Source organism: Streptomyces sp. NPDC048392, from assembly GCF_043200575.1.
GTDB lineage: Bacteria > Actinomycetota > Actinomycetes > Streptomycetales > Streptomycetaceae > Streptomyces.
The window spans coordinates 36,197-62,534 of the sequence record NZ_JBICYB010000014.1 but is presented as its reverse complement, the minus strand read 5'-3'; the positions used below and the strand labels follow the sequence as shown (position 1 = coordinate 62,534).

Genomic DNA, 26,338 nt, shown 5'->3' with positions numbered 1-26,338 from the left:
TGGTTCGTGAGCGCGGGGAAGGGCGGCATACCCACGCTGACCCGGGTGCACCGGATCTTGATCGGTGTGGTGGTCTTCGGAGCGGTCGTCATCGCCGGGATCGGGTTCGCCGGATCGTACGCGGCCGTCCGGGAACTGGCGTTGAAGAAGGGCTTCGGAAGCTTCGCCTACGTCTTCCCCATCGGGATCGATGCGGGCATCTGTGTACTCCTCGCCTTGGACCTGCTGCTCACCTGGATCCGCATCCCCTTCCCCCTCCTCCGCCAGACAGCATGGCTGTTGACGGCAGCCACGATCGCCTTCAACGGCGCAGCGAGCTGGGGGGATCCGCTCGGCGTCGCCATGCACGCGGTGATCCCGGTGCTGTTCGTGGTCTCCGTCGAGGCAGCGCGGCACGCTATCGGCCGGATCGCGGACATCACCGCCGACAAGCACATGGAAGGTGTCCGCCTCACCCGCTGGATCCTCTCCCCGGTCCCCACCTTCCTGCTGTGGCGGCGGATGAAGCTGTGGGAGCTGCGCTCCTACGAGCAGGCCATCCGGCTCGAACAGGAGCGCCTGGTCTACCAGACCAGCCTCCGCTCCCGGTTCGGACGGGGCTGGCGCCGCAAGGCCCCGGTCGAGGCACTGATGCCGCTGCGCCTGGCCCGGTACGGCGTCCCTCTCGCCGAGACGGCACCCGCAGGCCTTGCTGCCGCCGGCATCGACGAGTTGCCGATCGAGTTCACGTTCACCGTCGAACGGGAGCCCGCTCCTGTCCAGTCGGAGGATCCCGCGCTCGAGGCGGCGGTCGGCTCAGAAGAAGAGCCGGGCCAACTGCGCGCTGAAGCAGCCCAACCCGAGATGCAGACCCCGCCCGCTGAGCCGGAGTTGTCACCCGAGGCAGAGCCGACAGACGGGAATGCGGCCGAGGGATTCGCCGAGGCCTACCAGGCCTGGCTCGCGAACTTCCAGACCGAGCCCACCGCCGCCCAGTTCGCGGACTGGCTCCAGGCGCACGGCATCACCACGGCGGCCGGCGGTCTGCTCACCGACGAACAGCTGCAGCCTCTGCTCCAGGTCCTCAAGCAGCGCTACGGTCCGACGTCCGAACCTGCTGCCCAAGAGCAGCAGGCGGACGATGACGTTTCCTGGCACGACTACTTCTACAACTCCTGGCTCATGTACGCGCAGGAGCACGGGGCGTACCCCGACGCGGCCGCGCTCGCCACGTACGTCTACGAGCGGGACAGCATCACCGGCCCGGGCGGCCACCCCATCACAGGCGAGGACCTGAAGGGCTTCGTTGACGCCTTCCAGCAGCGCGAGTTCGACGAAGCGGACCAGCCCGCCGACGAGGAAGTCAACGAGCCCGCAGAGGACCAGGCGGACGAGTCTCTGCCGCGCGAAGAGGAGCCCGAGGCGGTGGCCGCTGGCGTGGGCGCGCAGCCGGCCAAGGACCAGCGCGGGACCCGCGTGAACGCCCCCATCGACACCCCGCCGCCCGACGAAGAGGAAGAGACGGCCGCCGCGGCTGCTGAACTCACCACCGTCGACCGGTACTACCTGGCGTGGTCGGAGTTCCAGACGCAGCGCGGCGACGAACTACGGTCCTCGACGCAGGAGGCCGAGCAGCTGTCGGCCTTCCTCGCGAAAGAGAAGGGGATGAATGGCCGCGGGGGAAAACCGGTCAGTGCTTCCAACCTGCGCCGCTACCTCCTGCCGTTCAGGATCTACAACCTCTGGGCCGAGCAGCGAGTGCGCAGCGACACTCCGTCGCTCGACGCCATTGCGCAGGACTGCGCAGCCCAGGGGATCACTGCGCAGCACAACAAGCCCATCACCACCGCCTACCTCGCCGAACAGGTCGAGGACTTCGAACGGCGCTGGCAGGCCCTCACGCACCACCATGCGCAAGCACAACCGTGAGACCCCTGCTTGGCACCTGCGCAATGGCCGATCCTGCCCGCCCTCACAGGCTGCGCAACCGTAAGAAATGCCTGGTCAGACGTGCATTGCGCAGCTTTTTTGATCATTGCGCAGCCCGGGCCACCGACAACCTGCGCATTCGGCGTCCTGCGCAGTGAGCACCCCCACCCTCGAACTCGGGAGGATCTATGCGAGCCCTGCTCATCGCACCCATCGGCACCGTCACCGAACTCGACCTCCCGGAGTCCGGCGCACGCGCCGCGATCCGTGACCACGTCGGGTCGTCAGGGGCAGTCGATCAAGGCCGCTACCACCCGCACGCACTTCTGCACGTACACGGCAGCGGGCAATCGATCGGCCTCGACGGCAACCTCACCGCCTGGGCCCTGGCGAGCGCCTGGCGCGGCATGTCCTTGTACCCGTTCCACGGGCCCGTCGTCGTCACCGGCCGTACGCAGGACGGGGAGACGAGCGCGCTGGACGACGATCTCGCCGCGCACGTGCACGCGGTTGCGCAGACTGTGCGGGAGACACGGGAGGCCTGGCAGACCCGACCGCCCGCGTCGAACGAGGCGGGCGTGCGAGAACTGCTCGCCTACGTCGCCCGGGACGTCGCCGCCAACCGGTAGAGGGCACTGCGCAGGTGCGCAACCCGGCTACTGAGCCTTGCGCAGCGCCGATCCGGTCCCGTGGAGAAGATCGTTGATCAGCTGTTCCGTCTCTGTCTCAAGATCGCAGTCCAGTGACCTGTTGACCTGTTGGACCTGCGTGATGGCGGTGTGCAGGCCGGAGCGGTTCCCGGCCGCATGCTCAACCCGCATCCAATCCCTATAGAGGAGCTCGGCGCTGCTGTCGACGTCGAGGCCGGTGGCGATGGCCTGCCGGGCCACGGTGAGGTCATGGTGCGGGCCCGCCGGCGTACGGTGCGTGGCCACCGTGTGGGCGACGTCGATGATCCTCGTGATCATCTCCTGCTGGAACGGTCCCGCCCAGGGCAGCGGCCTGGTGCCGAACGGCCGGCCCCGCACCAGCCCGAGAGCCTTCTCCAGGTCCTGGAGGCCTGCCGGTCCCTGGGGCAGCGCGCGCTCGGCGAGCTGAAGGAACCTCGTCCAGTCGCAGCGCACGGCGGGGGAGAGGCGGTACGGGTCGTCACCAGTGCGGCGACGCGGCACGTAGGCGTCGCCGGCCGGGTCATTGCCCAGGGCGCTCCGCAGGCCACGCAGCCGGGCGTTGAGGGTGCTCGAACTCCACGGGGCGAGCGGGTCCATGTCGGTGCACAGCGCATCGGCGGAGCGGCCGGGCCGGAAGAACAGCAACGACGCGAGCTGAGCGATCCGCGGGCCGTGCCCTGACGCGGCCACGCCGTCCACCTCGACCGGGCCCAGGACACGGATCTCCGGGGCATGCAGGTCGTGTGCCTCCGACTCCTCTGCACCCCCGCCGCTGTCCGGCTGCGGGAGTTGGACGTCGCCTTCCTCTTCCTCCGGTGCTTCATCCTCTACGGGGTCTTCGGCGGGCGCCTGGTCCTCGTCGGGATTGTCCTGCCCGTGAGGCGCCGCGGGAAGGAGACGGAGCCCGGCCGGGTCCGCAGACGCGGCCAGCAGGGCGGGGAACACCTCGCTGTCGCCATCGCCGGTGTGCACCGTCACCGGTGCGACGGAAGCCATGTTGGCGGCGTAGGTGTCGGCGCCGCTGCCCTGGTCGTCGGACTCTGCCCTGGCCGGCGGGGGCGTCATCTCGGGCTCGGGCTCGTCCGGGACATCCTCCCACGGCCCCTCAGCCGGCGCGGCGGGCTGCCCGGAGACGGCGAGCGCCGTGGCGATCTGCTGGTACGCCGCGCGCTCAAGTCGCTGCACCGTGATCTCGATGCCGGCGTACTCCAGTTGCTGCGGATCGTCGAGTTCGGCGTTGAGGATCTCGGCATCGGGAAAGTGCGCCGCCGCAGCTGCCGGTGCGATCAGCGTGACCGGAATCCGGGCCTTGTCGATGACGTCGGCGAACTGCCAAGCCGTGTCCTCGTCGAGAGAGGCCGCGCACAGCAGCAGATAGGGATGGTGGCTGGTCTCCGGCATCTGGTGCACCTCCAGCAGACGCTCGGAGAGATCCCGCAGGGCGTGCACGGCCTCCCGCATGTGCATGATCCGAGAGGTCGGCAGCAGGCGGGGCAGGTCCTCACCGAATCCGACGGCGACGACCTCGGCCACGCCGCCCCAGGGGCTCATCCCGATCTCCACGGCGAGCGACGTGCACACTTCCGTGACGCGCGTCGGGTCGCCGTCGAGCAGCAGGGCGGGCAACTGGGCAAGGTTCACCAGCAGCAGGTCACCGTCCGCGGTGCTGCCGAGGGTCACCAGCCCCGGATACGGTGCCGGCACCTCATGGGCGGCCTCTTCGTCCAGGAGCTCGGCGGCTGTCGGCAGTACCCACCAACTGTCACGTCCCGCTGTGAACGGCTCCAGCGGCTCCAGCGCAAGGTCCTCGGGCAGAACCTCCAGTGTGCGGGCCCCGATCCGGGCGGCCCGCAGTACGGGCAGGCCAGCGTCGTCCTCCAGCTGACGGGCCATCGTCCGCAGCGCCACATCCAGACGCGCTGATCCGCCGAGCTCGGCGGCAGCCGCCAACTGCGCCTCGGCGGAGGAGGTCTCGGAGGCGATCGCGATGGTCTCACCGGGCTTGCGGCGACGGCGCTGCAGCATGCGGCGCGTGGCGAGCGCACCGGTCACGGCGGCGGCAAGCAGCGCACCGGCGCCCAGCACCATCCGCGGCTGCAGCACTTGACCCTCGGGCGACGCCGCGGGCGACTGCGACTGCGGGGTCTCGGACGCCGGCGTCGTGGGCGCTTCCGATGCTGACGGTGCGCGCGACTCGGGTGCGGACGACCCGCTGTCGCCGGTCGAGGGTCCGGGGGGCGTCGCGGCACCCTGGCCCTGACTCGGCTGCTCGGCCGGACCGCTCGACTCGCTGGGAGCAGGAGTCTCCGGACCCGACGTAGCGGAACCACTGGGAGCCGTCGACTCGCTGGCTCCCGTGCCGGCACCCGGCTCCTGCTCGGTGTCGTCCGGGGCCGGGGGAGTGGAGGGCTCGGTCCCGGAGTCGTCCTCTGTGTCCTGGCGGGGATGCTCGGGTCGCTCGGATGCTGCCCGGGGCACCGTGACGTGCTGCCCCGGGTAGATCACATCCGGGTCTGTGATCTTCGGTAGTCCGTCGGGTTGCGCCGTGCCCCGGCTGGCCTCGAACAGCTGCGGCCACCTGCTGCCGTCGTGGAGCTCCGCGGCCGCGATCTCGGAGAGGGAGTCGCCGGCCTCCACGGTGACCACGTCCTCGCCCCCGTCGGGAGCGTCGTGTGTGCTGGAGACGAGCTGCGTGCTGATGCCCGTGTCGGCCGCCTCACTGTGCGCCTCGGCGTGGCCGGGCACGCGCAGGGTCGTGCCCGGCGGAATCACCGTTGCCGTGGTGGGCACTTCAGGGTTGAGGCGCTGCAGTTCGGTGTAGCGAGTGCCGTCCCCCAGCAGCTGCTCGGCCAGTTCCCACCAGGTGGTGTCCTCCGCTCCCACGGTGAACTCCCAGGAGACCCCCGAAGATGCGGTCCTCTCCACGGCCGCAGCCGGGGCCGGGGTGGTCGGCTGGCTGCTCGGCGCCTGGTCGGTCGACGGCATGTGGGTTGCGGTGGCGGCGACCGCCGGGGTGGCGGCACTGGCCGCGGCTGCGGGCGAGGCCAGCACGATGCTGCCCAGCAGGAACCCGGCCAGACGCTGACCGGTCGCCATGCCCGGAAGCCGCGGGGTCGTACGCCGTGCCAGGACGGCGACGATCTCGATCAGGACGGGGACCACGAGCCACAGCCACGCGATCCACGCCGCCACGGTCATCGTGGCCAGCAGCCCCGAGCCGTCGTCGTCCGGGCTCAGCAGCACCTCGCGTGCCTTGTCCAGCGTCGGCACCGTCGCGGGCAGCGTGCCGACGGCGAGCAGCAGCGCGGGCACGCCGACGACGAGCGCGGCCAGCGCGACGAACGCGAACAGGCCGCGCACGACCGTCCGTGGCCAAGAGCGGTCCCGACGGCGCACGGGCGTGGGGGAGTGGGGCATGGGGTCAGCCTCCGGGCTGGTGAAGCAACGTGGCGGTGCCGTGTCCCGTCACGGACATCTCACCGACGCCGATCAGGGACGCGAAGTAGGGGTGGTAGGCGTCGCGCACGGTCACCGTGAGGCTCTGCCCGTCCTCGGCGATGGCGACGTCACCGTCGACGCCCTCGCTGCTGAGGAAGGCGCGGGCGGCGGCTTGGGCGGCGTCGGGGTCGACCACGATCGCCTCGCCGGTGATGGCCTGGCCCGGGTCGATCTGCTGGGCGCCGGCCCGCGCGGCCTCCTGCGCGACGTAATCGGCATCCGACATCCGGTCCAGGGCCAGCCCGCCATCGATGACCAGGCCGACGATGAGGAACGCGATCAGCACGGTGCCCGCGTAGAACAGTTCCATGCCGCCCCGGTCCCGGCAGCCGGAAGGGATACGAAGGAGTCGACGCCACCTGGTCATGAGCCGCCCCGTGTCGCCCACGTGTCCACGACCGACGTCTTGGTGCTGGTGAGCGTCTTGGACCCGGCGACGCCGGGCAGCGCAAGCTCGCTCAGCGGTGCCGTGCACGACACGGTGGCTGTCACGCTGGCGGCCTGCCCCACCGGCGCGGACAGCCCACTGGTGTCCAACTCGACGCTGATACCGGCGCAGTGGATACCGGAGTTGGCCAAACTGGACTGCGCGGCCTGGCGGGCGTCAGCCTCGCCGGAGGACGGGTCGCTCGCCAGCGAGGCGGTACGCGCAGCGTCCCGCGCGGCCGCATCGGCGGCACCCTCGGCCAGAGCCACCCGCCCGCAGGCGATCGTGAAGCCGATCAGCACCAGCGCCACCGGCACGAAGATCGCGAGGCTCAGGGCGGCGCTGCCGCGGTCACGCTCCAGCCGGCCGGGCCACAGTCGCCACCTCATGGCCGGAACTTCTCGACGGGCGCCTGGACGCTCTGGCGGACGTGCCCGCTCCACCCCGGGATCAGGTTGATCACGTTGCCTTCCACGGAGACGCTGACCGTCTCGCCATCGTCGCTGACCCGTACCGCCGCACCGTTCAGCGAGCCGCCCAGCCGGGCCAGGAACTCGTCGGCCGCTGCCTCTCCCGCACCTGGCGCGGCGTCGTAGGCCCGCTGCGCGTCCACGGCCTGCTGGGCAGCGTGGTGCGCCACCGAGCGGCCGTGGAACCAGATGCCGCCTTGAATCAGGGTGAACACCATCAGGAACGCGAGCGGGACGACCATCGACATGTCCAGGGCAGTGGCCCCGCGGTCCTCCCGCCACCACTGCCTGCCGGCCAGGTGCCGCCACGGGCGTACGCGTGTCGCCGGCATGCTCAAAAGCCCAGTATCTGAGTGACTTTCTCGCCGACCGTGGTGTTGGCCGCCGCGTACACCACGCCGACCATCGTGCCCCCGGCGACCAGGATCAGACCCCACTCCATCGCCGAGGCGCCACGGTCCTTCGCCTGAGCGCGGATCACAGCGCCGTGCCGGCGCAGTGCGCCCAGCACGAGAGAGAAGCGGCTTCGTACGGTGTGCATGACTTTCCTCCAGAAGTTCACGGCGCTCACTCGACCACGCCGTGTGGGCAGGTCAGAATGACAGGATGCGGACGAGGGCCGGAGCCAGAAGGAAGACGGCCATCAGGAAGACGATCGCCAGCGACGGCACATGCATCTTCTCCGTGGCCACGTTCGCCTTCTCCTTGCGGTCCGACAGCAGACCCCGCCGCACGACCTCGGCCTGGGACTCCAACTGGTCGTAGACGGCCGCCTGCTCCTCGCCCGCGAGAGACAAGCTGGCCGACAGGCGGGCGATGTCGGGCACGCTGAGCTCGGCACCGAGCCCGCCGAGCGCATCCCATGGGCTGACCCCGGCCAGGCGGGCGTGCTCGACGGTGTCCCGGATCCGGACTGCGGCGCGTCCGTCCCCCGACTCCACGGCCCGGGCGAGGGCCTCGGCCGCGCCGGCGTCGGAGTTACGGGCCAGGGCGACGCGCTCCAGGACCGAGGCGATGTAGTAGCGGTACTCAAGACGGGCGTCGGTGGCCTTGTCGCGTACGTCGTCCAGGCACTTGAACACCATGAACAGCGCGACGCCCAAACCGGCGGCCGCCGGGATGACGAACGGCAGCGTCAGGCCGCCCAACCGCAGAAGGAAAATGATCCACTGCGGGATGAGGAACCCGCCCAGCGCATAGAGGGCGCAGCGGCCCAGCAGCGAGGCGGGCGCCATCTCCAGCAGGTTCAGGTCCCGGGCGGGCAGCCGGGTCACGAACGCGTCGGTCTCCATCAACCGGGCACCGACCCGGTCCGCCCACTGCGTGGGACCCTTCGCCGCCGCCGGGGTGGACGCGGTGCGCGGGGCGGGGGCGTGGGTACGGCGCAGGACCTGGTCGAGCGGGGTCCGCTTGGGCAGCAGGCTGCGCACCGCGAGCGTGCCGCCGAGCGTGGTCAGGCCGCCCAGCAGCATTCCGGGGACGGACAGGCTCATGCCGCCTCACTCTCCTTTTCCTGCTCCTTCGCGCGTTCCTCGGCAGTGAGCAGGGTGCGCGGCTCCTCTTCCATCACGGCCATCTTGCGCAGCCACAGCAGCGACGCGACGAACAGCACGCCCAGCACCAGCAGCCCGAGTTGGCCGATCGGGGTCGCGAACGGTTCGGAGTAGCTGCCGTTGACGAGGATCACCGCGACCACGGCGATTGCGAACAGGGACACCCTTCGGGCCTCGGAGCGGGCCTTCGCGCGCTCGGCGTCGATGTCCCGCAGATCGGCTGCCTGCCGCGCGACCAAGGAGGCCTGCGCGGACAGCGCGCGCGCCAGGCCGGGGCCGCGGCTGGTGACGTGGTCCATGAACAGCTGGGAGATGTCGTCGCCGATGCGGCTGGCGAGGTCGTCGGCAAGTCCCCGGTAGGCCCACCGCGCGGGCATCCCGGAGCTCAGCCGGTCGGCCAGCCGGCCCACCGGCCGCTCCAACAGCGCCGGAACCGTGTCCAGTTCCACGATCGTGGACTCCAGCGGCTTGCCGCCGGCCCGCACACTGGCGAGCTGCTGCAGCCATTCCGCGATCGCCTCCAGCCGGGCCACCTCGGTGCGGCCCGAACCGCCCGGGTAGAGCACGAACGGCAGCCCGGCCACCGTTGCGAACGCGAGCAGCCCGTGCACCGGCCACCCGGTGACCGCCCACATCAGCACGCCCGCGCCGGCGGCCCCGGCCAGCAGCAGCCGGTAGTTGTCCCGCCAGCCGGGCGGCAGTTCCTCGACCGCGCGCACCAGCCGGCCCCGCACACGTCCGGGCCGCAAGCCCCGCATGGCCGGCCGCCAACCGCGCAGTGCGGCGACGACCCCGGTCAGGCTCAGGGCCACCACCGCGCCGGCGAGCATGCCGAGGGCGGACAGATAGGACGAGGTCACGCGGCACCTCCCGCTCGACGCAGCGGCCGCCATTGCCCGTTCGGGTATTCGACCAGCCAGCGCCGGTGGAAGCCCTTGCGTTCCAGCTTGCGCAACCGGCGCTCGTTCATCGGCGTACGGGTGGGCATGGCCCGCGGCTCGACGTCGTCCTCGCGGGGCGCGAAGAGCTGCGACAACGCCACCCCGCCGCCTTCGCTGCGGCCGGCTGTCTCCCACACGTGCGAGACGAACCGGTGCACCTGGCCGCCCTGGTCGGTCTCGTCGATCGCGTCCACGTACACGATGAGGTCGACGGCGGCCGCGATGAGCCGGTAGGAGGCCTGATCGCTGAGCCCGGCCCGGGCCAGCGGCACCATCAGCCGGTCGATCACGGCCTCGGGGTCCTTGGCGTGCAGGGTGCACATCGACCCCGAACCGCCCGCGATCATCGCCTCCAGCATGGCGACGGCCTCATCACCGCGGACCTCGCCGACCATGACCCGGGTGGCCTTGTAGCGCAGGGAGACGGGCACCAGGTCGGCGAGCGTGACCCGACCGGTGGCGTCCCGCTCGCCGTTGCCCTCCCGGGTACGGAAGGCCAGCACGTGTGCGTGCCGGTCCGGGTCGTCGTGGTTCAGCCTCAGCTCCGGCTCGCTCTCCAGCGTCGCCAGCCGTTCGTGAGCGGGCACTTCGCGGCCCAGGGCCCGCATCAACGTGGTCTTACCCGTGGCCATGTCGCCCGCGATGATGATGGACAGGCCGGCCTTCACCGCCGTCGACAGGAACGAGGCGACGATCGTGTCGACGGCGCCCCACTTCTCCAGGTCGGCGAGGGTGGCAGCTTCGGCCACGTGCCGGCGGATTGCGATCGTCACGTCGTCGGTCAGCAGCGTCGCGGCCACACGGGAGCCGTCCGGCAGGTCGAACTCGACCTTGCCGGTGGCGTACGACAGCAGGCGCTCGCCGTGCCCGGACGTCGCGGCCATCTGGTTGACCCACTCGACGGCCTGTGACCTGCTGGCGAACGGGGAGCGGACCCGTTCGCGCGGCCTGCCGTGGGAGTCGATGTACATCCACTCGCCGTCGACCAGGACGTCCTCCACGCCCGGCCGGTCAAGGACCCGCTGCAGCGCACCCGCCAGGAAGATCAGGTTGAAGACCTCGGTGCGGACCCGCTCCAGTTCCTCGCCCAACAGCGGCGGGTTGTTCAGCGACCACGCCTGCGCCCACTCCGCGACCCGGGAGCGCACCCGGGCGCGGACTGCCTCCTCCAGGTCTTTCTCGCCGAGCGGCGCACCGGCCTGGCGCCGGTCCCTCTTGACCTGGTCGACGTCGTCGGCGACCAGCTGCCGCAGCTTCGTTATCTCCCCCCAGGGCACGGGAAGCGCCCCGGGCAGGGCCGTCGCCGCGGCGATGTCGGAAGGTCCGGCCCCCGGCGGGACCAAGGGGGCAGGTGCCGCTGCTACGGGAGTCGGCGCCGGCGCGGGTCCTGGAGGGGCGGCGGGCGGTGCGGGGTGTGCGGAGGGGTGAGTCGCGGCGTGCTCGGACAGCAGGCCTCCCAACCGGGTGGCCACGTTCTGTCCGTTGGTGCCGTTCTGGCCGCGCCAGTCAGCCATGGCGCACCCCCCGCTGTGCGAGCTGCTGGACGATCCGCTCGACCGCCGGGGTGGCCGCCTGGACCTGCCGCATCTGCAGGTGCAGACGCCGCCGGTCGGCGTGCTCACGCAGCGGACCCATCGTGTCCCGCGCGGCGCGCATCAGCCGGGAGCGGGTCACCCCGCGCGGCATCCGTCCGCCGGTGCGCAGGTAGGCGGCAGCTGTCTCGTCCCACGGCAGGGTGGCGAGCACCGGCGCCTCCAGGCCCCGGGCGACGTCGGCGGGCCGGTAGCCCTCGCCGAGGACGAGCAGCCCCAGGGCCCGGGCCCCGGCTCCCTGCGAGGCGAGATCGTCCTGCAGCGCGCGCACCATCGGGTAGGCGAGCGCCTGGGACTCCTCGGTCATGCGGACCACCAGCAGCACCAGGTCGGCCTCGCGCAGTACGGGCGCGGGGGAGAGCACCGGGTGCAGGCGGCCGCCCTCGAGCACCATGCGCCCGCCGTCGACCAGGACGTCCCAGCCCAGTTGCTGGTCCGTCAGCTGCAGCACGTTCAGCAGCGTCGGCCACGTCGACGTCAGGGAGGCGGCCTGCCTCGGATCGATCAGCCCGGGCAGCGCGACCCGGTAGTCGCTGTCGTCCAGCGGCCACAGGTGCTGGGCGACCTGCGGGGTGAAGTCCTGCTCGGCGCTGGCGCGTTCCCAGTCGGCCTGCGGCAACCGGTGCAGACCGATGTTCCCGTCCAGGCGTTCGTGGTGCTCACCGCGCGGCACGTCGCGCAACAGGCCGTGGCGCAACGTTCCGCCGGCCATGTCGAGCTCGGCGAGCAGTACCGGCCTGCGGCTGGCCAGGGCCAGGGCCGCCGCCGAGGTGGTCGCGCCGTCCGACTTCGCGGACACCAAAGCGATCAGAGCCACGGTCAGCTCCCGCTCTGGCGGGGCTGCCGTACGAGCGCGATCTGCTTGGCCGCGGCCTTCGTCGCCAGCAGGGGACCGTCCGCGGGCGCCACCACCAGGTTCACGACCAGGGCGCCGGTCGAGTCCGGCGTGCCGACCGACTTCACGGTCGCCGAGATCGTGTCCGGGGCTGCGCTTCCGGTGGATCCGGATCCCGTGGATCCTGTGTCCGTTCCCTGGGCGGGAAGGACGACGGCGGCCACCTTGTCGCCCGGCCGCAGCTCGTCGCGCGGCACGAAGCCCCGCTTGAGTTCGACCCCGACCACCTGCTCGGTGTCTCCCAGCCCGCCGCGCGCGCTCAGCTGCGAGCGGGTGAGCAGATCGCCGGGGTGCAGGTCAACTGCCGCGCGCTGGCCCACGATCGAGGCACGGTCGGCGGCCGGGATCGGGGAAAGGCCGGGATCGTCGGCGAACGACACGACCTTCACATCCTGTGCGGTGACCTGCTGGCCGACCGGGACATCCCGCGCGACGGCAAGGACATCGGTGCGGTCACCGGCTCGCGCCACGACGACGGCGCCGCCGAGCGCGCCGATCAGCGTGACCAGGACCAGCAGAACGGGTACCGACCACGTACGGCCTGATCGTTTCTTCGTGCCGGTGCTGACGGGTAGGTCGGGCTGTCGCTGCGCGTCGCGGCGCGGCGCAAAGGAGGTCTGTGTGCTGTCCATCGGCCTGAAGGCCCTTCGATCTCGTGCGACGTTTAGGAGTTGACGGCCTGCGACTCGACGATGGTCACGGCCACCGACGAGTTGCGGACCTCGGTCAGCTGGCCGTTCGCCCCGCCGCCGTTCCAGTTGATGACCCAGGTCGAGGTCGCGGTGACCTTGTACGTGCCGCCCGACGTGTCGGTCGACGGCTGGTTGTACACGTGACCGCAGTCCGGCGACTTCTTCAGCCCGAAGGATTTCTGGTAGACCGTGCCGGGCGTTGTGCAGGTCACCGAGGAGCCGTCGCCCATCGACCACACGACCTTCGCCACCTTCGCCGTCGCGGTCACCGTGACCCCGCCGGCCGAGGCGCTCGCCGTGTTCGGACCCCATGTCGTCTGCGACTGGCCCACGGCCATCCACACCGGCATGCCCACCAGCCCCTTGCCGCCGGGCTTGGGGTTGATGTCGATGTCGGGGCCCAGCAGCGTCATGGAGTCGACGGCCTGCTGCGCCAACTCCTGCGGATTGGCCTGCTGCTGAGGCTGCTGGCCGTTGGCAACCGTGACGAACCCGTCGGGGTTGTTCTGGCCACCGTCCGAGCACGAGTAGAAGTACAGGTCGCTCTTCTTCGGGTCGGCGCCCTTCCAGAGCTCCTTCGCACTGGCCGGCGGCTCCGGGTCGATCTTGGTGTACTTGCACTTCAGCTTGCTGTCGCCGCCGCTGTCCTGCGAGCCGGTCTGCTGGTTTTCCCCGCCGGAATTGCCGGGCACGTTCACGTCGACACAGAATCTGACGACCTGGCACTTGCCTGCGCCGACATCGGGGTCGTCGCCAGCCTGGGCGGTGCCCGCGGCGGCCAGGACGAGAGCGGCACCGAGCAGGGCGGGGCGCCTTATCAGCAGGTCTGCTTTTGAGCGGTCAACTCGGTGACCATCCACTTCGTCCCCCACTTCTCGAGCTTTGCGGTGCTGACGTACTTGATGAGCCGCGTTGACGGCAGCGGGACCGGCTTCTTCGTGGCCTTGTCGATCAGAGTCCAGTTCGTGGTGTCGACGCAGTCCGTGAGGGTGGCCTTGGGAATCTCGCCGTCGGTCACCTTGGGATCCCTGGGATGGATCACCGGCTTCCCGGTCGTCACCTGTCCGGCCTTCCGCATGGTCTCCAGGTCCTGCTCGACGAGCCCCAGGGCCCGCAGAGTGGTGGTCTTCCGCAAGTCGGTGCCTGCGGAGGACGCCTTGGCGTAGGCCTCCGTCTGGGCCTGCCAGGACTGGGTGTAGGCGGCGAGGACCGCGGCCTGCTCCGGATCAACCGTGGAACTGGGGGAGGCGGACGGTCTTGCGCTGGGACTCTTGCTGGGGCCGGAGGGCGACGCCTCCGAGCCGTTGTCGCTGCAACCGGCCAGCGCCACCAGACTTCCCGCGAGGAGCACGGCGGTTGCGTGCTTCCGGATGCGAACAGCGGTGATCCCCGCCGGGCGGCGTAGTGCTCGTGTCACGTGGTCTCCCCGTACGACGCGGTGTGGCAGACCGCTGCCCCAGATGCCGCGTACGGCAGTCCACAGCCGCGGCCTGATCCAAGCTGCGGTTATGCGTTTGCGTAGCGGCAAGATTACGCATATGCCAGTCAACTTCCCAGTAGGATATTTGAGTTCACACGCACATCTCGGGACGTATCTGGTCACTTCCGAAAGCGGATGTCGATTTATCGCTCTATCACTTCGCTCGTTACGTGTGCTAATAGCCCCACTCCGGCAGGTACGTTGAAAAGGCCGCCATACCCGGCCACAGACACACGCCCACAAGGAGTGAACCCGCAAGTGAGCACGGGAGACCCCGAACGGTTCGGGCCCTTCCTCGTCCTGGAGCGCCTCGGCGCCGGCGGCATGGGCACCGTCTACCTCGCCCAGTCGCCCGGCGGCCGCCGCGTCGCGGTCAAGACCGTCCACGCCGACCAGGCCTCCGACCCCGGCGTACGGGAACGCTTCCGCCGCGAGATCGACTCCGCCCGCCGCATCAGCGGCTTCTGGACCGCGCCCGTCGTCCACGCCGACCCGGACGCCGCCACCCCCTGGGTCGCCACCGCCTACCTCGACGCCCCCGACCTCGGCGAGCACGTCCGACGCAACGGACCCCTGCCTGCCACCGACCTGCTGGTGCTCGCGGCCGGCCTGGCCGAAGCGCTGGCAGCCATCCACGACGCAGGCCTCACTCACCGCGACCTCAAACCGGCGAACATCCTGATCACCGAAGACGGGCCCCGCATCATCGACTTCGGGATCGCCCGCGCGGACACCGCCGCCACCCTCACCACCGTCGGCGGCATCCTCGGCACCCCCGCCTACATGTCGCCCGAACAGGCCAACGGCCAGGCCACCGGCCCGGCCAGCGACGTCTTCTCCCTCGGCGCCGTGCTCTACTACGCCGCCACCGGCACCGGCCCGTTCGGACACGGCACCGTACCCGCGCTGCTGCACCGGGTGGTGCACCACGAGCCGGACCTCACCGCGATCCCGGACACCCTGCGGCCCGCCCTCACGGCCTGCCTGCACAAGGAGTCCGTACGACGCCCGACCGCCGAAACCCTGCTGGCTCTGCTGACCAACCCGTTGGCCCCTGTTGACGGCGGGCGGCCTCGAGTACCCGAGCCCGCACCAGCGGCCAGGGCCCCTGCGTGGTGGGAGCAGCCCAACCCGACCGTGCGCTACACCGTGCCCCTGCCCCCGCAGCAGCAGCCCTCGCACGACAACGCGCCCGCGCCCGACGGCGGCTGGTGGTCGGCCAAGGCGGCCGTGCCCGAACCGGCCGGCCCCGCCTTCGCGACCGGCGCCCAGGCCGTCATGGAGTACCGGGCCGAGCACCAGGCGGAACGCGGCCGCGCGCCCGGGCCCCGCGTCGACACCGTGGAGGCCGGCGACGTTGTCGAGCACGACCGCTTCGGCATCGGCACCGTGATCGAAGTCGAGGGCGAAGGGCTCCAGGCCGTCGCCCGGGTGTCCTTCGGCCCACAGAAGGACATCAAACGGCTCCAGCTCCGCTACGCCCCCATGCAGAAGATCGGCATCTGACCGCGAGAAGGATCCGGACCCGTACACGACTGCGGTCACTGGTATCCCTCCGGGTTCTTGCTCAGGCGTACGTCCGCGGTCGTGGCGGGAGCGCGCTGGGCGAGGAAGTCGGCGACCCGGCCCTGCTGGGCGGCAGCGGTGGCGGTGAGCTCGTCGAGCGGCGCTGCCCCTGCCGTGTCCCGGGCGGCGCGTTCCAGGGCGCCGACCTTGCGGGGACGGGCGTACTCGGCGAACACCTCGTCCAGGTGCGGGCCGGTGATCCGGATAGGTCCGACACGGCGGCCGCCGACGGTGAACGACACGTAGTGCTCGAACCGGTCGAGCACGGCCACTTCGTCCGGGCTCGGCGTGTCTCCCCACTCCGCGGTGATCGGGGCGATCGCGCTCTTGGATCCCGCCGTGGACGCCAGGGTGGATGCGTTCTGCGTCAGCGACATCCGCACCGGGCCTGGAAGACGGCCCAGCAACTGGGTCATCCCGTGCACGGTGACCCTGAACTTGCGGAAGTCCTCGAACATCGACGCGATGGTCTCCGGGGCCGCACCGGTCAGGGTGATCAGCTCGTCGAAGTACAGCCGGAACGGCCGCCGTTGCTCCTCAGGCGTGTCCCGGCGCGAGCGCACCGCCCGCAGCAGGTCTCGTGCGATGAGCGCGGTCAGCAGCCGGTCGGTGGGCCCGTTCCCGGCCGGGCACACCCACACGATCAGCCCGTTGTCCATGGCGGCTCGGCTGTTGTAGACGCCGACCGGCTGACCGAGGAAGGCGCGGGTGACCGGGTTGGCGGCCAGCCGGGCGAGCGGGTTGAGGACCACGCCGAACGCGTCCGGCGGGAAGGTCGGAAACACGGTCCGCCACCACGCCCGCGTCTCCTCGTCCAGCAGATCCGCCACGGCGGCCAGCGCTGCCCCCCTAAAGCCCGGGTCGGAGATCAGCGACCGTACGTGGAAGATGGTGGCCTGGCTTTCGCGACGTCCGGCCTGGCAGGCGGCCTGGTTGACGGCGACCAGCACCGCCAGGCACGACGTGAGGATGGTCAGCGCCCGGGGAGCGGCGGCATCGTCCCAGCCGAGGATGGCCGCGAAGGCGTCGGTGACCGCCTCGACGACGTCGTGCGGCGCCTGCCCGTGGTGCATGGCGATCGGATTCCACGAACTCAACATCGGCGAGGGCCCTGCCGCGTTGAGGTCGATCAGTGCGATCTTCTGCATCAGGTGGTCGTGGGCGAGGAACGTCGCGGCCCGGGGCCAGGAGTCGCGGTGCGGGTCGATGAACATCAGCCCGCCGCCGGCATGCGCCCGCCCGATCGCCTGTGCCAGAGCGCGTTCCGTCTTCCCGCCGCCGGCCTTGCCCACCCCGCACTCGAACAGCGTCTCGGCCGTGTACGTGGCGACCAGACGCTTCCGGCCGTCGGGCCCCCGGTGGATGCCCTGCAGCAGCAGGTCAGGATTCCCGAACTCGAAGGACGGCAGATCACCGGCGAGCAGCGGAAGCCGGCAGTGAATGGTCGGCGGCTTGAGCAATCCGGTCAGTTCCTCCAAGCGCACCCAGTTCGCGCGGGGCGGCTGGCACTGCCCGAGCTGCCAGCGGCGTTCCCAGCTGCGTTTGGTGGGCCAGTGATCGGCGCCGAGCCGCCACGGTCCCAGCCGCCAGCCGCGCATCGCCCACCGCGAGCGTCCGCCGAACACATCGAAGCCGGCCTGGAGTTGGGCGAGGCGGGCCTCGGCGCGGCCCTCGATGTTGGATGCGCACATCACGAGGAGCTGCACGCGTACGAGGTGGTCGTCCTCGGCGAGCTTGCCGAGTGCCTCGTCACGATCCACCCGGCGCGGCACCGGGGGCATCACCAGCCGCCTCCCGGCGGATCCGTCCTTTCCGGTGAGCAGCGACTGCAGGTTCCAGGCGAGCGAGTCCTCGATCCCTGTGGCGTCCTGGCGCACCACGCGGGACGCGCGCTGGGTCTCGCGGCGCTCGCGCCGGCGGGCGTCACTCATGAGCTGCAGACGGCGAGCGCGCAGCGCCCACTTGGGGGCGCGCTGGATGTCGAGGCGGATCTCGGCGAGGTCGCCCAGTTCGGCGCGCAGGTCGGACACGGCGTCCACGAGTGGCTGCAGCGGGTCGGGCTCCAGCGGCACGTCCCGCAGGGGAGAGGTGAGCTTGCCGCGCAGGATGAACTCGGCCCGAACTACGTGGTCGCGTGGCTTGTCCACGATCGGGCGGGCCCGGTCGACGGTGACGTTCGGCCCGAAGGGGCTGATGGACAGCAGCCGTTCGCCGCCCGCGGGTCCCTCGACGCGGTAGCGCAGCGGCGCGCTGCCGTCCGCACGCAGCCTGATCTGCACCGTCTTCGACCGGCGCGGCGCCCACCACGGCATGCTCGTCGAGGCCCGCGACAGCTGCACCCCGCGGCGGAAGATCTCCTCGAAGCCCGGGTCGAAGTGCCGGGCGGGAGTGAGCTCCAGGGCCATCCGCTCGGCATAGGCCCGCTCCGCGAGGTGACGCACCACCAGTTCCCCCACGCCCCAGGGGATCGCGACGGCCAGGGCGAGCACGTACCAGTGGTCGTAGAGCCAGTCGACGGCTTCGACCAGCCCGGTAATCAGGCCGATTACCTGACCGTAGAGCCCCTCGGAGGCCTGACTCGTCAGATACGAGGCTGCGGAGTCCACGTCGGCTTTCCCTTCTTGATCGTGCGAGTGAAGAAAAGATCGGTGATGCGGCCGTCCGTGAAGGTGCCGTCGCGGTCGGTGCCCGCCCACACCAGGTGCACGACCGCCTTCGTTTGGCTTCCGTCGCGGCGGGCGATCGCGGCCTGGATCCGGAAACGGGCGGAGGCGAAGGCCGGACCCACCGCTCGCCCGGAGTCGCCGAAGACACCGGGCCATTGGGAGCGGCCGATACCGGTGGCGTCCGCGCGCAGCAGGGCCCGGCCGTCGGTGAGCAACTGGCGCTCGTCGTCGGCGGGAAGGTCGGCGGGCCAGGACCTCTCCAGGACCTGCTGGATGGCAGGGTCGCCGGCCGTCCCTTCGCCGTGCGGCGGCAGCGCGGATGCGGGCGCGGACGACGCAGGTGCGGTGGAGCGCGCACCGTCCGTCGACTCACGGGGAGCTGTCGAGCCGCGGGTCGAGGGATCCGCTGGCGCGGCCGCACCGGGCGGCTTCTCGGGAACCTTCGCGTCCTGGCCGTGCGGCACGGCCAGGAGGACGCCCCCGGCGACGGCCAGGACGACGGTGGTGATCAGGAGCAGGCGCGGTGTCGTTGGGGTGGCGGTCATAGCAGCCGGGCCCCTCCGGCGTATCCGTCCATCGCGTCGACCGCGTCCAGCCGGACGACCGTGTTCGGGCGGGCGGCGTTGATCATCCGTCCACTGCCGACATAGATCCCGACGTGATAGATGCTGGAATCGCGGCCAGGGATGTATGCGAAGAACACCAAGTCGCCCGGCTTGAGCGCGAACGTGCCCAGGGCGGCGGGGATCCTCTTGCCGACACTGGCCTGGTCGGACGCGAGGCGCGGCAGGCGGATCCCGGCCCGGGCGAACGCGTACTGCGTCAGCCCGGAGCAGTCGAAGCCCTTGATGGTCTCGCCGCTGAACCCCCTCGGCGAACAGCAGATCCCCGTCGACTTGCCGTTCGCGTTGCCACCGCCCCACGAGTAGGGCACACCCCGCTGGGACAGCGCCGCATCCAGCACGGTGCGGACCTTCGCGGACACGCTCTTCAGGTCCGGGTCCTTGGCGGCCGCCGTGTACTGGTCGATCCAGCCCAGCACGTTCGAGACGTACTCGCCCGACTGGTTGTACTGCAGGATCGCCGCCTTGAGCTGGCCCCGCTGGGTCAGGTCACGCCCCTTGCCGCACAGGTAGATCGCGGCGCCGAGCGCGGCATCGTCCGCGTTGTGTGGATCCGCCTTCTTGTCACCGTTGGCGTCCTCGCCGACGCCTTCCCAGGTGGAGGGCAGGAACTGGAAGGGGCCCACCGCCCGCTCACCCTGAGAGGTGCCGTCCCACTTGCCGCCGTCGGTGTCCGGGAACGAGGTCGTGTTACCGCCGGCGCCGGACCCGTTGAGGAGCACCCCGTAGATCTTCGGGCGGATGTCCCCGTTGTCGGCGACGTTGCGCCCCGTGGCGTGGTTGGACTCGACCTTGGCGATCCCGGCGAGGATCGGCCAGCGCATGCCCTGGCACTTCGGCACGTGCTTGCCGACCTGCTGGACCGCCTTCTTGTAGGCGGTGAGCATGCGCGGCGGGATGTCCGCCGCCGTACCGCCTTCGGCGATCCCGCCGTCGTCGCTGCCGGAGACACCTGTCTTCAGCGCGACGTACGCGCTGATCGCGCTTCCCACCGGCGCGGCGCAGCACACGGCGGCGAACAGCAGCATCACCACCATGAACGCCCACTTGGCCTTCCGCCCGCGACGCCTGCTCACGAACCGTCACCACCGTCACCGGAGCCGTCGTCGTGCCCCCGGTTGAAGGCGTCCCGCATCCGGCGGCGCAACTCGGAGGGAGCGTCCGTCAGCCGCCGCCGGGACGCGGACGGCGTCGGCGCCGAGCCCCGTGAACCGGAACTGCCCGGCCGTGCCGTCGGACCCCCGGTGGGCAGACGACGGCTGTGGAAGGGACCCGTTCCGCCGCGGTCGTCGCCGTGTTCGCGGACCCACTGGGCGGTGCTGCGTCCCGCGTCGCCCCAGGCACGGCGGTCTTCGCGCACGGTGTTGCCCCACACCTGAACCTGCTGGCGGGCGTCCTGGGCGTACCGCGAGCCGCCCTGCCGGGCCCGGCGCACATTCGCCGGCAGACCCGCCGTCGCCCCGTAGGCGGTCCGGCCGCCGCGGTTGAGGATGCGGTAGCCGCGGAACCGCACCAGGCGGTTGTGGGCACGCGTGGACAACAGGGAACGGTCGGTGTTCTGGTCGTGCAGCACCTCACCGGTGTCACGGTCGACGACCTGGCCCTCGTCATCGCGGTAACGGTCCCGCGGGCCACCGCGCCGGAGCCGGCCGCCCTGGCCGTCGCCGTCGCCGCTGCTTGTGGTGTCGCCCTCACCTTCGACGCCGGTGGGCTTTTGCCACTTGGCCAGCTGCTCCTTGTCCGGCCGCTTGCCGATCAGCAGCCAGCCCGCGCCCTTCGCACCGAGCCGCGCGCCGAGCCCGCCCACGGCCGCCCCCGCGGTCAGCGGAGCGAGGCCTCGCCCGGCTTCCGCCGTAGCATCGGCGAACATCCGCCCGGTGTCGACGGGCATGCCGGCCCCGTCGACCAGCGAGGTGAGGGCGCCCATCAGCCGCTGGCGGGTGCCGAGCATGCCGAACCGGCCGCCTCCGCCTCCGGTGAAGGCGCGCAGTCCGCCGCCGTATCCGCCCATCGCCGCAGGGGAGTTCATGGCGAGCGCGGCGCCGAGCTCCGAGGTGTCGCCGGGCATGTGGGTGCCGCCGACCTTGGCGTAGCGCATCCGCATCGCCATGCGCTGGCCGAAGGACGTGATCCCGGTCAGCAGGCGGCGGTGCCCGGCCGCGCCGGCGATGGCCAGCACGTCGATCAGCAGGATGCGTTCCACCATCAGGTCGGGCCCGTTGGTGATGGTGGCGTCGACGGCGATCCCGAAGAACGGGACGAACGCGCACACGCCGACCATGGTCATGATCGCGATGCCCCAGATCGACAACCACTTCCACACCGACTGGCGGGCCGGACCAGGCAGCATGCCCGCAACGAAGGTGACGCCCCCGGCGGCCGCCGCCCCAGCACACACGCCCTGGGTGCCGAGCAGTACGATCGCGCTGGACAGGAGCATGCCGCAGATGAACAGGGCGGCGATCAGCAGCAGGAATGCGCCGCCGACCCGCCACCAGGTGGGTTGCTCGGCGTAGGTAGCGCACGACTTCCCGACGTCCCCGGCCTTCTTCATGTCCGCCATGAAGGCGGCGAACTCCTGGTCCTCTTCGGACACAATCGGGCTGGCGGTGTCCAGCAGATCACCGCCCGGCGTCAGCCCAGGTAGCCCGTCGCTTTCGCAGACCTTCTTGGCCTGGCCGTCGAGGAGGTCGCAGTTGTTGCCCGACTCCTCCTTGTCGCGCTCGCAGTACTTCTTGGCCGGGCCGTGGACCAGCGAGCAGGCGTCCTTCGCCTTCTTATGCTTCGCGTTCTGCTCCTCGCAGTACTTCCGCGCCGGTTCGGCGATCGAAGAACAGTCGGCGTCCCCGTCCCCGTCGTCGCTGTTGAAGGCCTTGTATCCGCCGGCGACCCATTTCAGATGGACGGCGTACGCCTTGCGGTCGGACTTCTTGGCGGGGTCGAGGATGCGCCCGTACTCGAGCAGCATGTAAGGCTTGACGATCAGCGCATTGGTGACCGAGTCCTGGAGCGGGCGGGCCACGTCCGCTGCGGAGACGGGGGCTTCCTCTTCAAGCTCCAGGCACTTGAGCTCAGCGTTGCCAGCCATCTTCGCGCACGGGTCGGTGCTGGCGATCTTGCCGCCCCAGTCGTAGGAGTTGACGCTCTCCTGGGCGACCTCCGCAGCCACCTGCTGGGTCTGCCCCAGCGGCCCGTTCTCGGCGAGCAGGTAGTCGGGGCGGACGAAAGTGGAGGCGGCGAACGCCGCGATCAGCAACGTCAGGAAGATCTCGCCCAGACCGCGGCCAACCCGGCCGCGCACAATCATGAACCCGGCAAAAACGAAACCCCAGGCCAGCAACAGCCCCTTGATACCGAGGGTGTCGACGACCACGTTGTTGTAGGCGTCGGCGACCTTCTGCGCCGGGGCGGTGAGAATCTTCAGCAGCGGAAACCGCAGAGCGACCTCGATGGACCAGCCAGCCAGTCCGACCAGGAGCCGGATGAGGGTGAACAGGCCGGACAGCGCGAAGGCGAGGGACTGCGTCTTGAAGCTGACGATGGAGCCCCCGTCCGCGCCCAACTCGTAGCCGTTGATCGGCAGACCCTCGGAGGAGTCGATGTTCAGCGGCGCGAGGAGGTCACCGGTCTCACTGCTGCTGCTCGCCGCGTACACGACCTGGCTGTTGACCAGAAGGAACACGCCGGAGAGCAGGACGACGACACCGGCCGAGCGGAGCGTGCCGCGGTCTGGGCGCCACATTCAGCGCCGCCCGTGTCCAGCAGCGCCCTGGCGCCGCCACACGACGACGGCGGCCAGGCCCGCCACCGGCGGAATCACCATCCATGCCGCCCTGGCGCCCTCGTGGGTGGCCTCGCCGGCAGAGGCGGACGACGTCGTGGTCGTGGCGGAGTGATTGCCGCGCTCGCAGTACTCCTTGGCCGGGCCCACGATCAGATCGCACGGATCCTTGCGCGCCGCTGCGGTGTGAGGCTGGTCGGCGGCGAAGGCCTGTCCGGTCTGCGGCCACCACGACTCGGGCACGCCCGCCCCCACGACCAGGGCGAGCAGGACGGCCGGGAGGGCGATCACGATCAGGGTGCCCGCCGCGCGGGCGATGCGCCGGGGGCGGGATGAGCTGAAAGACGACGTGGTCATGAGACGTGTTCCTTCGGTCGGGCCGTGTCGGCCTTGCTGGGGGCGTGCGCGGTGCTCGCGCTCGTACGGCGGCCCGGTGTGGTGGCGATGGAAGTGGTGATCCGGTCGATGCGGGGGATGACGGCCTTGATCCGGCCCGTGTTCTGCCGCGGGCAGGCCAGTAGGAACTCCCCTTCGCGGCCGCGCTGTCCGACGGGGGACAGTCCGGTGGTCACCAGCCGCAGCAGCTCCGGATCGTTCGGGTCGAGCCCGACGAACTCCAGGCCGCGGCGGGCGCGTCCACGGTCGGCGGTGCGGGCGAGCGCCCGGTACGCCATCAGCCCGCGGTCGGGGCCGAGTTCCTCGGCGTCGTGGCTCGCTGCGAGCAGGCCGGCGCCGTGCTTACGGCCGTCGTGGAGGATCTCGTGGATCAGCGCGGTGCCCTCGGCCGACGAGGTGAGCCAGTACAGCTCGTCCGCGACCACCGCGGTGAACCGCTCCGGGTCCTCGAACGCGGTCTGCCTGGCCAGCGCTGCGATCAGGTAGAGCACGGCCCGCCCGATCAGGGCCTCCAGCGGCTGCTGGTGCAGGACCTCCGGATTGGCGAACGCCGCCTTGGGCGGCAGTTTCAGACCCGCGGTCGTGATCACGATCATGTCGGAGGTGCTGGAGGCGTCCAGCCGCACCGGGGGCAGGGTGGGGTCGAACACCATCCGGGCCAGGGAGTTGGTGGCGACGACGCGGACGAGACCGGCGAGCGTGGACGCCGCGTCCTGCCGCTTGCCCACCTCGCTCGTGGCCATCTCCTCCAGGACCTCCAGCACGCGGCGCATGGAGGGGGCGTCGCTGGCGGCGGCCTTCTCGACGGCGTGATGCAGGACCTCGCCGTTGGTGCTCATCGGCCCGATGCCGAGCTGCAGGGTCAGGTAGGACAGGGCGTAGTGGCGGCCCTCGGGCCCGTCGAACATGCGCAACGGGTCGATGGACACCTCGGCCTGTGCGGCGTCGATGATCTGAACACGGCCCTTCGCTGCGGTACGGGCGAAGGTCGCCCACTCGCGCACGGGGGTGCGGTCGATACAGATCGCGCAGCCACCGCGCGCCCACACAGCCTCCGCGATCAGCTTCTGCAGGACGGACTTCCCGGCCCCCAGATCACCCACGATGCCCAGGGAGGCGCTGGCGTCGTGCTTCGGCGCGTCCGCCACGTTGATCATGACGGGGCGGGTGGTCCCGCAGTCCAGGTCCAGACCGAGGAACATGCCGTTGGGGTCACCGACCTCACCGAGGGTGAAGGCACCGCCCAACGCCCAGTCCTCCGAGACCTGGTGCTGCGTGAACTCCCGCACCACTCCCGGCCGCGTGGTGCCCGGCAGCCCGAGCAGGAACAGCGCCTCCTGCAGGCCGGCCGGGCGCACGGCCCGGTAGTCCGCGCCGCCGAGCAGCGAGGCCAACGCCCGGGCGCGGGCGTCACAGATCGCCGCGGTCGGCCCCCACACGCTCAGCACGGTCACGGACTGCACCTCCACCTCGACCGAGGTGCGCGACAGACGGGCGTCCAGCTCACCCAGGTCGCGGGCGGCGTCCGTGAGCGAGGCGGGCATGCCGGTCGGCCGAGCGTCGTACTGGTCGGCCTGGTCGACGAGTTCGTTGCGCTTGCGCCTCACCTGATCGCGGGCCTTCTCCGCGGGCACGAGCGTGAGGTCGACGGTGTAGTCGACGGGAAAATCGAGCGTCTCCAGCTGAGCGAACAGATCGGCGGCATCCGCACTCACCGCGGGCGGGCACTCGGCGAGCGCCAACTGTGCCTGGTAGCCGGTGCCGGCGTCGGACTCGATCTGCAGCCACCGCCTACGCAGAGGCGAGGCCGTCTTCACCCGCCACCAGGCCTTGCGGCCCGACCGGGTGAGCTGGTCGGCGCTCTTGAGCTCGTCGACGTCGTCGAGGTCCGGGTCGATGCCGCCCTCCTGGAGGCGGACCTGACCGAGATCGGCGTAGCTGGGGGAGTGCAGCACTCCTTCGCGGACCTGCCCGCCATACAGCTCGCTGCTCTCGGCCTCGGCCAGCAGCGGCTCGTCCATACCGCGGTGCAGAGCGTGCTGGACCATCCACACGATCTCCGCCGGGCGAGCGGGCCGGAACGCGGCGCCGCCGGCGAGAGCGGCCTCCACTCGCGCAGCCTGCTCCTGGTACGCGGTCACTTCGCGCCGCGCAACCGGCGTCGGCCGCATGCCCAGCGTCGGGGCGATCTCGGCCCACATCGCGCCAACCTGAGCAGTCATCTGCAGGCCGGCACCCTCGGTCTGGAGCGGGACCGCCAGCCACAGGGTGCGGCGGTGCATCTCCTGCCCGTCCAGCAGATCCAGCGTGGCCTCGACGTTCTCCACCCACGGGTGCGTCTGGCCCGGCGGAGTATCGGAGGGCTCGATGCCCTCGATCATGCGCAGCGCGACTTCCCCCGGATCGACCCGGGCGCACAGGCCGAACAGCCGCGGCGCCCCGGTCAGGGACCGCACCAGATGAGTGATCTTGGCGAGCTGTTCTTCCCGTACGGCGGCCGGCACATAGGTGCCCTGCACGCTCTCCTCGTGGCGGCCCTGCTCGTCCGGACCCGGGTGCAGCCGGTAGACGGCCCACACACTGCCGTGCGTCGACCACACCAGGTGCCCGGCGATATGACGGATCGGCACCCTCATCGCGCACCCCCCTGTTCGGCGAGCGCGAGCAACTGCTGCACACCCGACACCGGCCGGACCGGCTGAGCGGCGACGGCCGCCGGGCGAGGGCCCGACCGCGACCGTGACGGCTCCCGGCGCTGCGTACCCTCGGCTGCTCGGGGCCGTGGAGCCGAAGGGATCGGCGCGGCCGGGGCGTTGCCCTCGATGACGAAGCCACCGGTCAGGGGTCGGGCGCCGTGGTCGCGGGCCGCGCGGCCGCCGATCCGGCCCCCGCGCGGCTGCCAGAACAGCAGCAGCCAACCCAGGGCGGCCGGGAGCGGTGCGCGCCCCCCGATCTTCGGACGGCGCACCGCCCATATGCCCAGCAGCCAAGCGGCGATCGGGACGGGCCCCAGCCACGACCACAGCGGAATCGTCTTGACCAGAACGAAGCCGCCGCCGACGGCGAGGAGGATCTGCGCAGGCGTGAACGGGCCGAGCGGGATACGCCAGTCGGCAACCTTGCCCAGCACCCACGGGTGGCGGCGGGCCGAGGTGTAGAAGCGGCCCATCCGCACGGAG

General features: G+C 71.0%; 21 protein-coding genes and 1 pseudogene. 3 read left to right on the top strand and 19 right to left on the bottom strand.

The window, feature by feature from the left end; genetic code table 11:
* Nucleotides 1-27 precede the first annotated feature (27 nt).
* Together ACGFYH_RS20130 and ACGFYH_RS20125 are read left to right on the top strand one after the other, a co-directional pair.
* Nucleotides 28-708, top strand: a pseudogene (locus ACGFYH_RS20130) (DUF2637 domain-containing protein); the annotation flags it as partial.
* A 1,388-nt stretch (nucleotides 709-2,096) separates the two neighbouring features.
* Nucleotides 2,097-2,537, top strand: a complete 441-nt coding sequence (locus tag ACGFYH_RS20125; protein WP_393804489.1) for a hypothetical protein — start codon at nucleotides 2,097-2,099, stop codon at nucleotides 2,535-2,537.
* Nucleotides 2,538-2,564: 27 nt separating this feature from the next.
* Here ACGFYH_RS20125 and ACGFYH_RS20120 read toward each other — a convergent pair whose 3' ends face one another.
* Genes ACGFYH_RS20120 through ACGFYH_RS20065 form a run of 12 tightly spaced genes read right to left on the bottom strand, consistent with a single transcriptional unit; the run spans nucleotide 2,565 to nucleotide 14,064 of the window.
* On the bottom strand, nucleotides 2,565-5,996 hold the full coding sequence (locus ACGFYH_RS20120) for a LysM peptidoglycan-binding domain-containing protein (RefSeq protein WP_393804488.1): 3,432 nt from the start codon (nucleotides 5,994-5,996) through the stop codon (nucleotides 2,565-2,567).
* A gap of 4 nt (nucleotides 5,997-6,000) precedes the next feature.
* Nucleotides 6,001-6,387: a hypothetical protein gene (locus ACGFYH_RS20115; protein ID WP_393804487.1), complete on the bottom strand. Its 387-nt coding sequence runs from the start codon at nucleotides 6,385-6,387 to the stop codon at nucleotides 6,001-6,003.
* A gap of 53 nt (nucleotides 6,388-6,440) precedes the next feature.
* Nucleotides 6,441-6,893, bottom strand: a complete 453-nt coding sequence (locus ACGFYH_RS20110) for a TadE/TadG family type IV pilus assembly protein (RefSeq protein ID WP_216586646.1) — start codon at nucleotides 6,891-6,893, stop codon at nucleotides 6,441-6,443.
* Nucleotides 6,890-7,306, bottom strand: coding sequence for a TadE family protein (locus tag ACGFYH_RS20105; protein WP_393804486.1), 417 nt, complete (start codon nucleotides 7,304-7,306; stop codon nucleotides 6,890-6,892). The genes ACGFYH_RS20110 and ACGFYH_RS20105 overlap by 4 nt, the downstream gene beginning before the upstream one ends.
* A 2-nt stretch (nucleotides 7,307-7,308) precedes the next feature.
* On the bottom strand, nucleotides 7,309-7,515 hold the full coding sequence (locus tag ACGFYH_RS20100; RefSeq protein WP_216586648.1) for a hypothetical protein: 207 nt from the start codon (nucleotides 7,513-7,515) through the stop codon (nucleotides 7,309-7,311).
* 52 nt (nucleotides 7,516-7,567) lie between these two features.
* A complete protein-coding gene (locus tag ACGFYH_RS20095; protein ID WP_393804485.1) occupies nucleotides 7,568-8,467 on the bottom strand; it encodes a type II secretion system F family protein in 900 nt (299 codons plus the stop codon).
* Nucleotides 8,464-9,387, bottom strand: a complete 924-nt coding sequence (locus ACGFYH_RS20090) for a type II secretion system F family protein (RefSeq protein WP_393804484.1) — start codon at nucleotides 9,385-9,387, stop codon at nucleotides 8,464-8,466. The genes ACGFYH_RS20095 and ACGFYH_RS20090 overlap by 4 nt, the downstream gene beginning before the upstream one ends.
* On the bottom strand, nucleotides 9,384-10,982 hold the full coding sequence (locus tag ACGFYH_RS20085) for a CpaF family protein (protein ID WP_393804483.1): 1,599 nt from the start codon (nucleotides 10,980-10,982) through the stop codon (nucleotides 9,384-9,386). The genes ACGFYH_RS20090 and ACGFYH_RS20085 overlap by 4 nt, the downstream gene beginning before the upstream one ends.
* Nucleotides 10,975-11,877, bottom strand: coding sequence for a hypothetical protein (locus tag ACGFYH_RS20080; protein WP_393804482.1), 903 nt, complete (start codon nucleotides 11,875-11,877; stop codon nucleotides 10,975-10,977). The genes ACGFYH_RS20085 and ACGFYH_RS20080 overlap by 8 nt, the downstream gene beginning before the upstream one ends.
* Before the next feature lie 2 nt (nucleotides 11,878-11,879).
* On the bottom strand, nucleotides 11,880-12,587 hold the full coding sequence (locus ACGFYH_RS20075; RefSeq protein ID WP_393804481.1) for an SAF domain-containing protein: 708 nt from the start codon (nucleotides 12,585-12,587) through the stop codon (nucleotides 11,880-11,882).
* Nucleotides 12,588-12,619: 32 nt separating this feature from the next.
* Nucleotides 12,620-13,507 (bottom strand): ATP/GTP-binding protein, encoded by an 888-nt coding sequence (locus tag ACGFYH_RS20070; protein WP_393804480.1) that lies wholly within the window; start codon nucleotides 13,505-13,507, stop codon nucleotides 12,620-12,622.
* A complete protein-coding gene (locus tag ACGFYH_RS20065; protein WP_393804479.1) occupies nucleotides 13,465-14,064 on the bottom strand; it encodes a hypothetical protein in 600 nt (199 codons plus the stop codon). Before ACGFYH_RS20065 ends, ACGFYH_RS20070 begins: the two co-directional genes overlap by 43 nt.
* A gap of 321 nt (nucleotides 14,065-14,385) precedes the next feature.
* Here ACGFYH_RS20065 and ACGFYH_RS20060 point away from each other — a divergent pair, with 321 nt between their 5' ends.
* Nucleotides 14,386-15,633, top strand: coding sequence for a serine/threonine-protein kinase (locus ACGFYH_RS20060; RefSeq protein WP_393804478.1), 1,248 nt, complete (start codon nucleotides 14,386-14,388; stop codon nucleotides 15,631-15,633).
* A 35-nt stretch (nucleotides 15,634-15,668) separates the two neighbouring features.
* Here the strand turns inward: ACGFYH_RS20060 and ACGFYH_RS20055 are convergent, their stop codons facing one another.
* From ACGFYH_RS20055 to ACGFYH_RS20025, 7 genes are read right to left on the bottom strand one after another with little or no spacing between them, the layout of a single operon-like run.
* Nucleotides 15,669-18,299, bottom strand: a complete 2,631-nt coding sequence (locus ACGFYH_RS20055; RefSeq protein ID WP_393804477.1) for an ATP/GTP-binding protein — start codon at nucleotides 18,297-18,299, stop codon at nucleotides 15,669-15,671.
* Entirely contained in the window at nucleotides 18,275-18,904 is a 630-nt protein-coding gene (locus tag ACGFYH_RS20050) for a hypothetical protein (RefSeq protein WP_393804476.1), read from the bottom strand. Before ACGFYH_RS20050 ends, ACGFYH_RS20055 begins: the two co-directional genes overlap by 25 nt.
* Complete coding sequence (locus ACGFYH_RS20045) at nucleotides 18,901-20,058, bottom strand: NlpC/P60 family protein (RefSeq protein ID WP_393804475.1); 1,158 nt, start codon at nucleotides 20,056-20,058, stop codon at nucleotides 18,901-18,903. Before ACGFYH_RS20045 ends, ACGFYH_RS20050 begins: the two co-directional genes overlap by 4 nt.
* Complete coding sequence (locus ACGFYH_RS20040) at nucleotides 20,055-22,724, bottom strand: hypothetical protein (RefSeq protein WP_393804474.1); 2,670 nt, start codon at nucleotides 22,722-22,724, stop codon at nucleotides 20,055-20,057. The genes ACGFYH_RS20045 and ACGFYH_RS20040 overlap by 4 nt, the downstream gene beginning before the upstream one ends.
* Nucleotides 22,725-23,120, bottom strand: coding sequence for a hypothetical protein (locus tag ACGFYH_RS20035; protein ID WP_393804473.1), 396 nt, complete (start codon nucleotides 23,118-23,120; stop codon nucleotides 22,725-22,727). It lies immediately after the preceding gene.
* Nucleotides 23,117-25,795: an ATP-binding protein gene (locus ACGFYH_RS20030; protein WP_393804472.1), complete on the bottom strand. Its 2,679-nt coding sequence runs from the start codon at nucleotides 25,793-25,795 to the stop codon at nucleotides 23,117-23,119. Before ACGFYH_RS20030 ends, ACGFYH_RS20035 begins: the two co-directional genes overlap by 4 nt.
* Entirely contained in the window at nucleotides 25,792-26,328 is a 537-nt protein-coding gene (locus ACGFYH_RS20025) for a hypothetical protein (RefSeq protein ID WP_393804618.1), read from the bottom strand. The genes ACGFYH_RS20030 and ACGFYH_RS20025 overlap by 4 nt, the downstream gene beginning before the upstream one ends.
* Nucleotides 26,329-26,338 lie beyond the last annotated feature (10 nt).

Bases quoted from the DNA above. Each gene is read 5' to 3' on its own strand.
- ACGFYH_RS20035 (WP_393804473.1), bottom strand. From the start codon at position 23,120: ATGACCACGTCGTCTTTCAGCTCATCCCGCCCCCGGCGCATCGCCCGC.
- ACGFYH_RS20110 (WP_216586646.1), bottom strand. From the start codon at position 6,893: ATGAGGTGGCGACTGTGGCCCGGCCGGCTGGAGCGTGACCGCGGCAGC.
- ACGFYH_RS20100 (WP_216586648.1), bottom strand. From the start codon at position 7,515: ATGCACACCGTACGAAGCCGCTTCTCTCTCGTGCTGGGCGCACTGCGC.
- ACGFYH_RS20030 (WP_393804472.1), bottom strand. From the start codon at position 25,795: ATGAGGGTGCCGATCCGTCATATCGCCGGGCACCTGGTGTGGTCGACG.
- ACGFYH_RS20025 (WP_393804618.1), bottom strand. From the start codon at position 26,328: ATGGGCCGCTTCTACACCTCGGCCCGCCGCCACCCGTGGGTGCTGGGC.
- ACGFYH_RS20095 (WP_393804485.1), bottom strand. From the start codon at position 8,467: ATGAGCCTGTCCGTCCCCGGAATGCTGCTGGGCGGCCTGACCACGCTC.
- ACGFYH_RS20115 (WP_393804487.1), bottom strand. From the start codon at position 6,387: ATGGAACTGTTCTACGCGGGCACCGTGCTGATCGCGTTCCTCATCGTC.
- ACGFYH_RS20075 (WP_393804481.1), bottom strand. From the start codon at position 12,587: ATGGACAGCACACAGACCTCCTTTGCGCCGCGCCGCGACGCGCAGCGA.
- ACGFYH_RS20085 (WP_393804483.1), bottom strand. From the start codon at position 10,982: ATGGCTGACTGGCGCGGCCAGAACGGCACCAACGGACAGAACGTGGCC.
- ACGFYH_RS20105 (WP_393804486.1), bottom strand. From the start codon at position 7,306: ATGCCGGCGACACGCGTACGCCCGTGGCGGCACCTGGCCGGCAGGCAG.
- ACGFYH_RS20120 (WP_393804488.1), bottom strand. From the start codon at position 5,996: ATGCCCCACTCCCCCACGCCCGTGCGCCGTCGGGACCGCTCTTGGCCA.
- ACGFYH_RS20050 (WP_393804476.1), bottom strand. From the start codon at position 18,904: ATGACCGCCACCCCAACGACACCGCGCCTGCTCCTGATCACCACCGTC.
- ACGFYH_RS20040 (WP_393804474.1), bottom strand. From the start codon at position 22,724: ATGTGGCGCCCAGACCGCGGCACGCTCCGCTCGGCCGGTGTCGTCGTC.
- ACGFYH_RS20125 (WP_393804489.1), top strand. From the start codon at position 2,097: ATGCGAGCCCTGCTCATCGCACCCATCGGCACCGTCACCGAACTCGAC.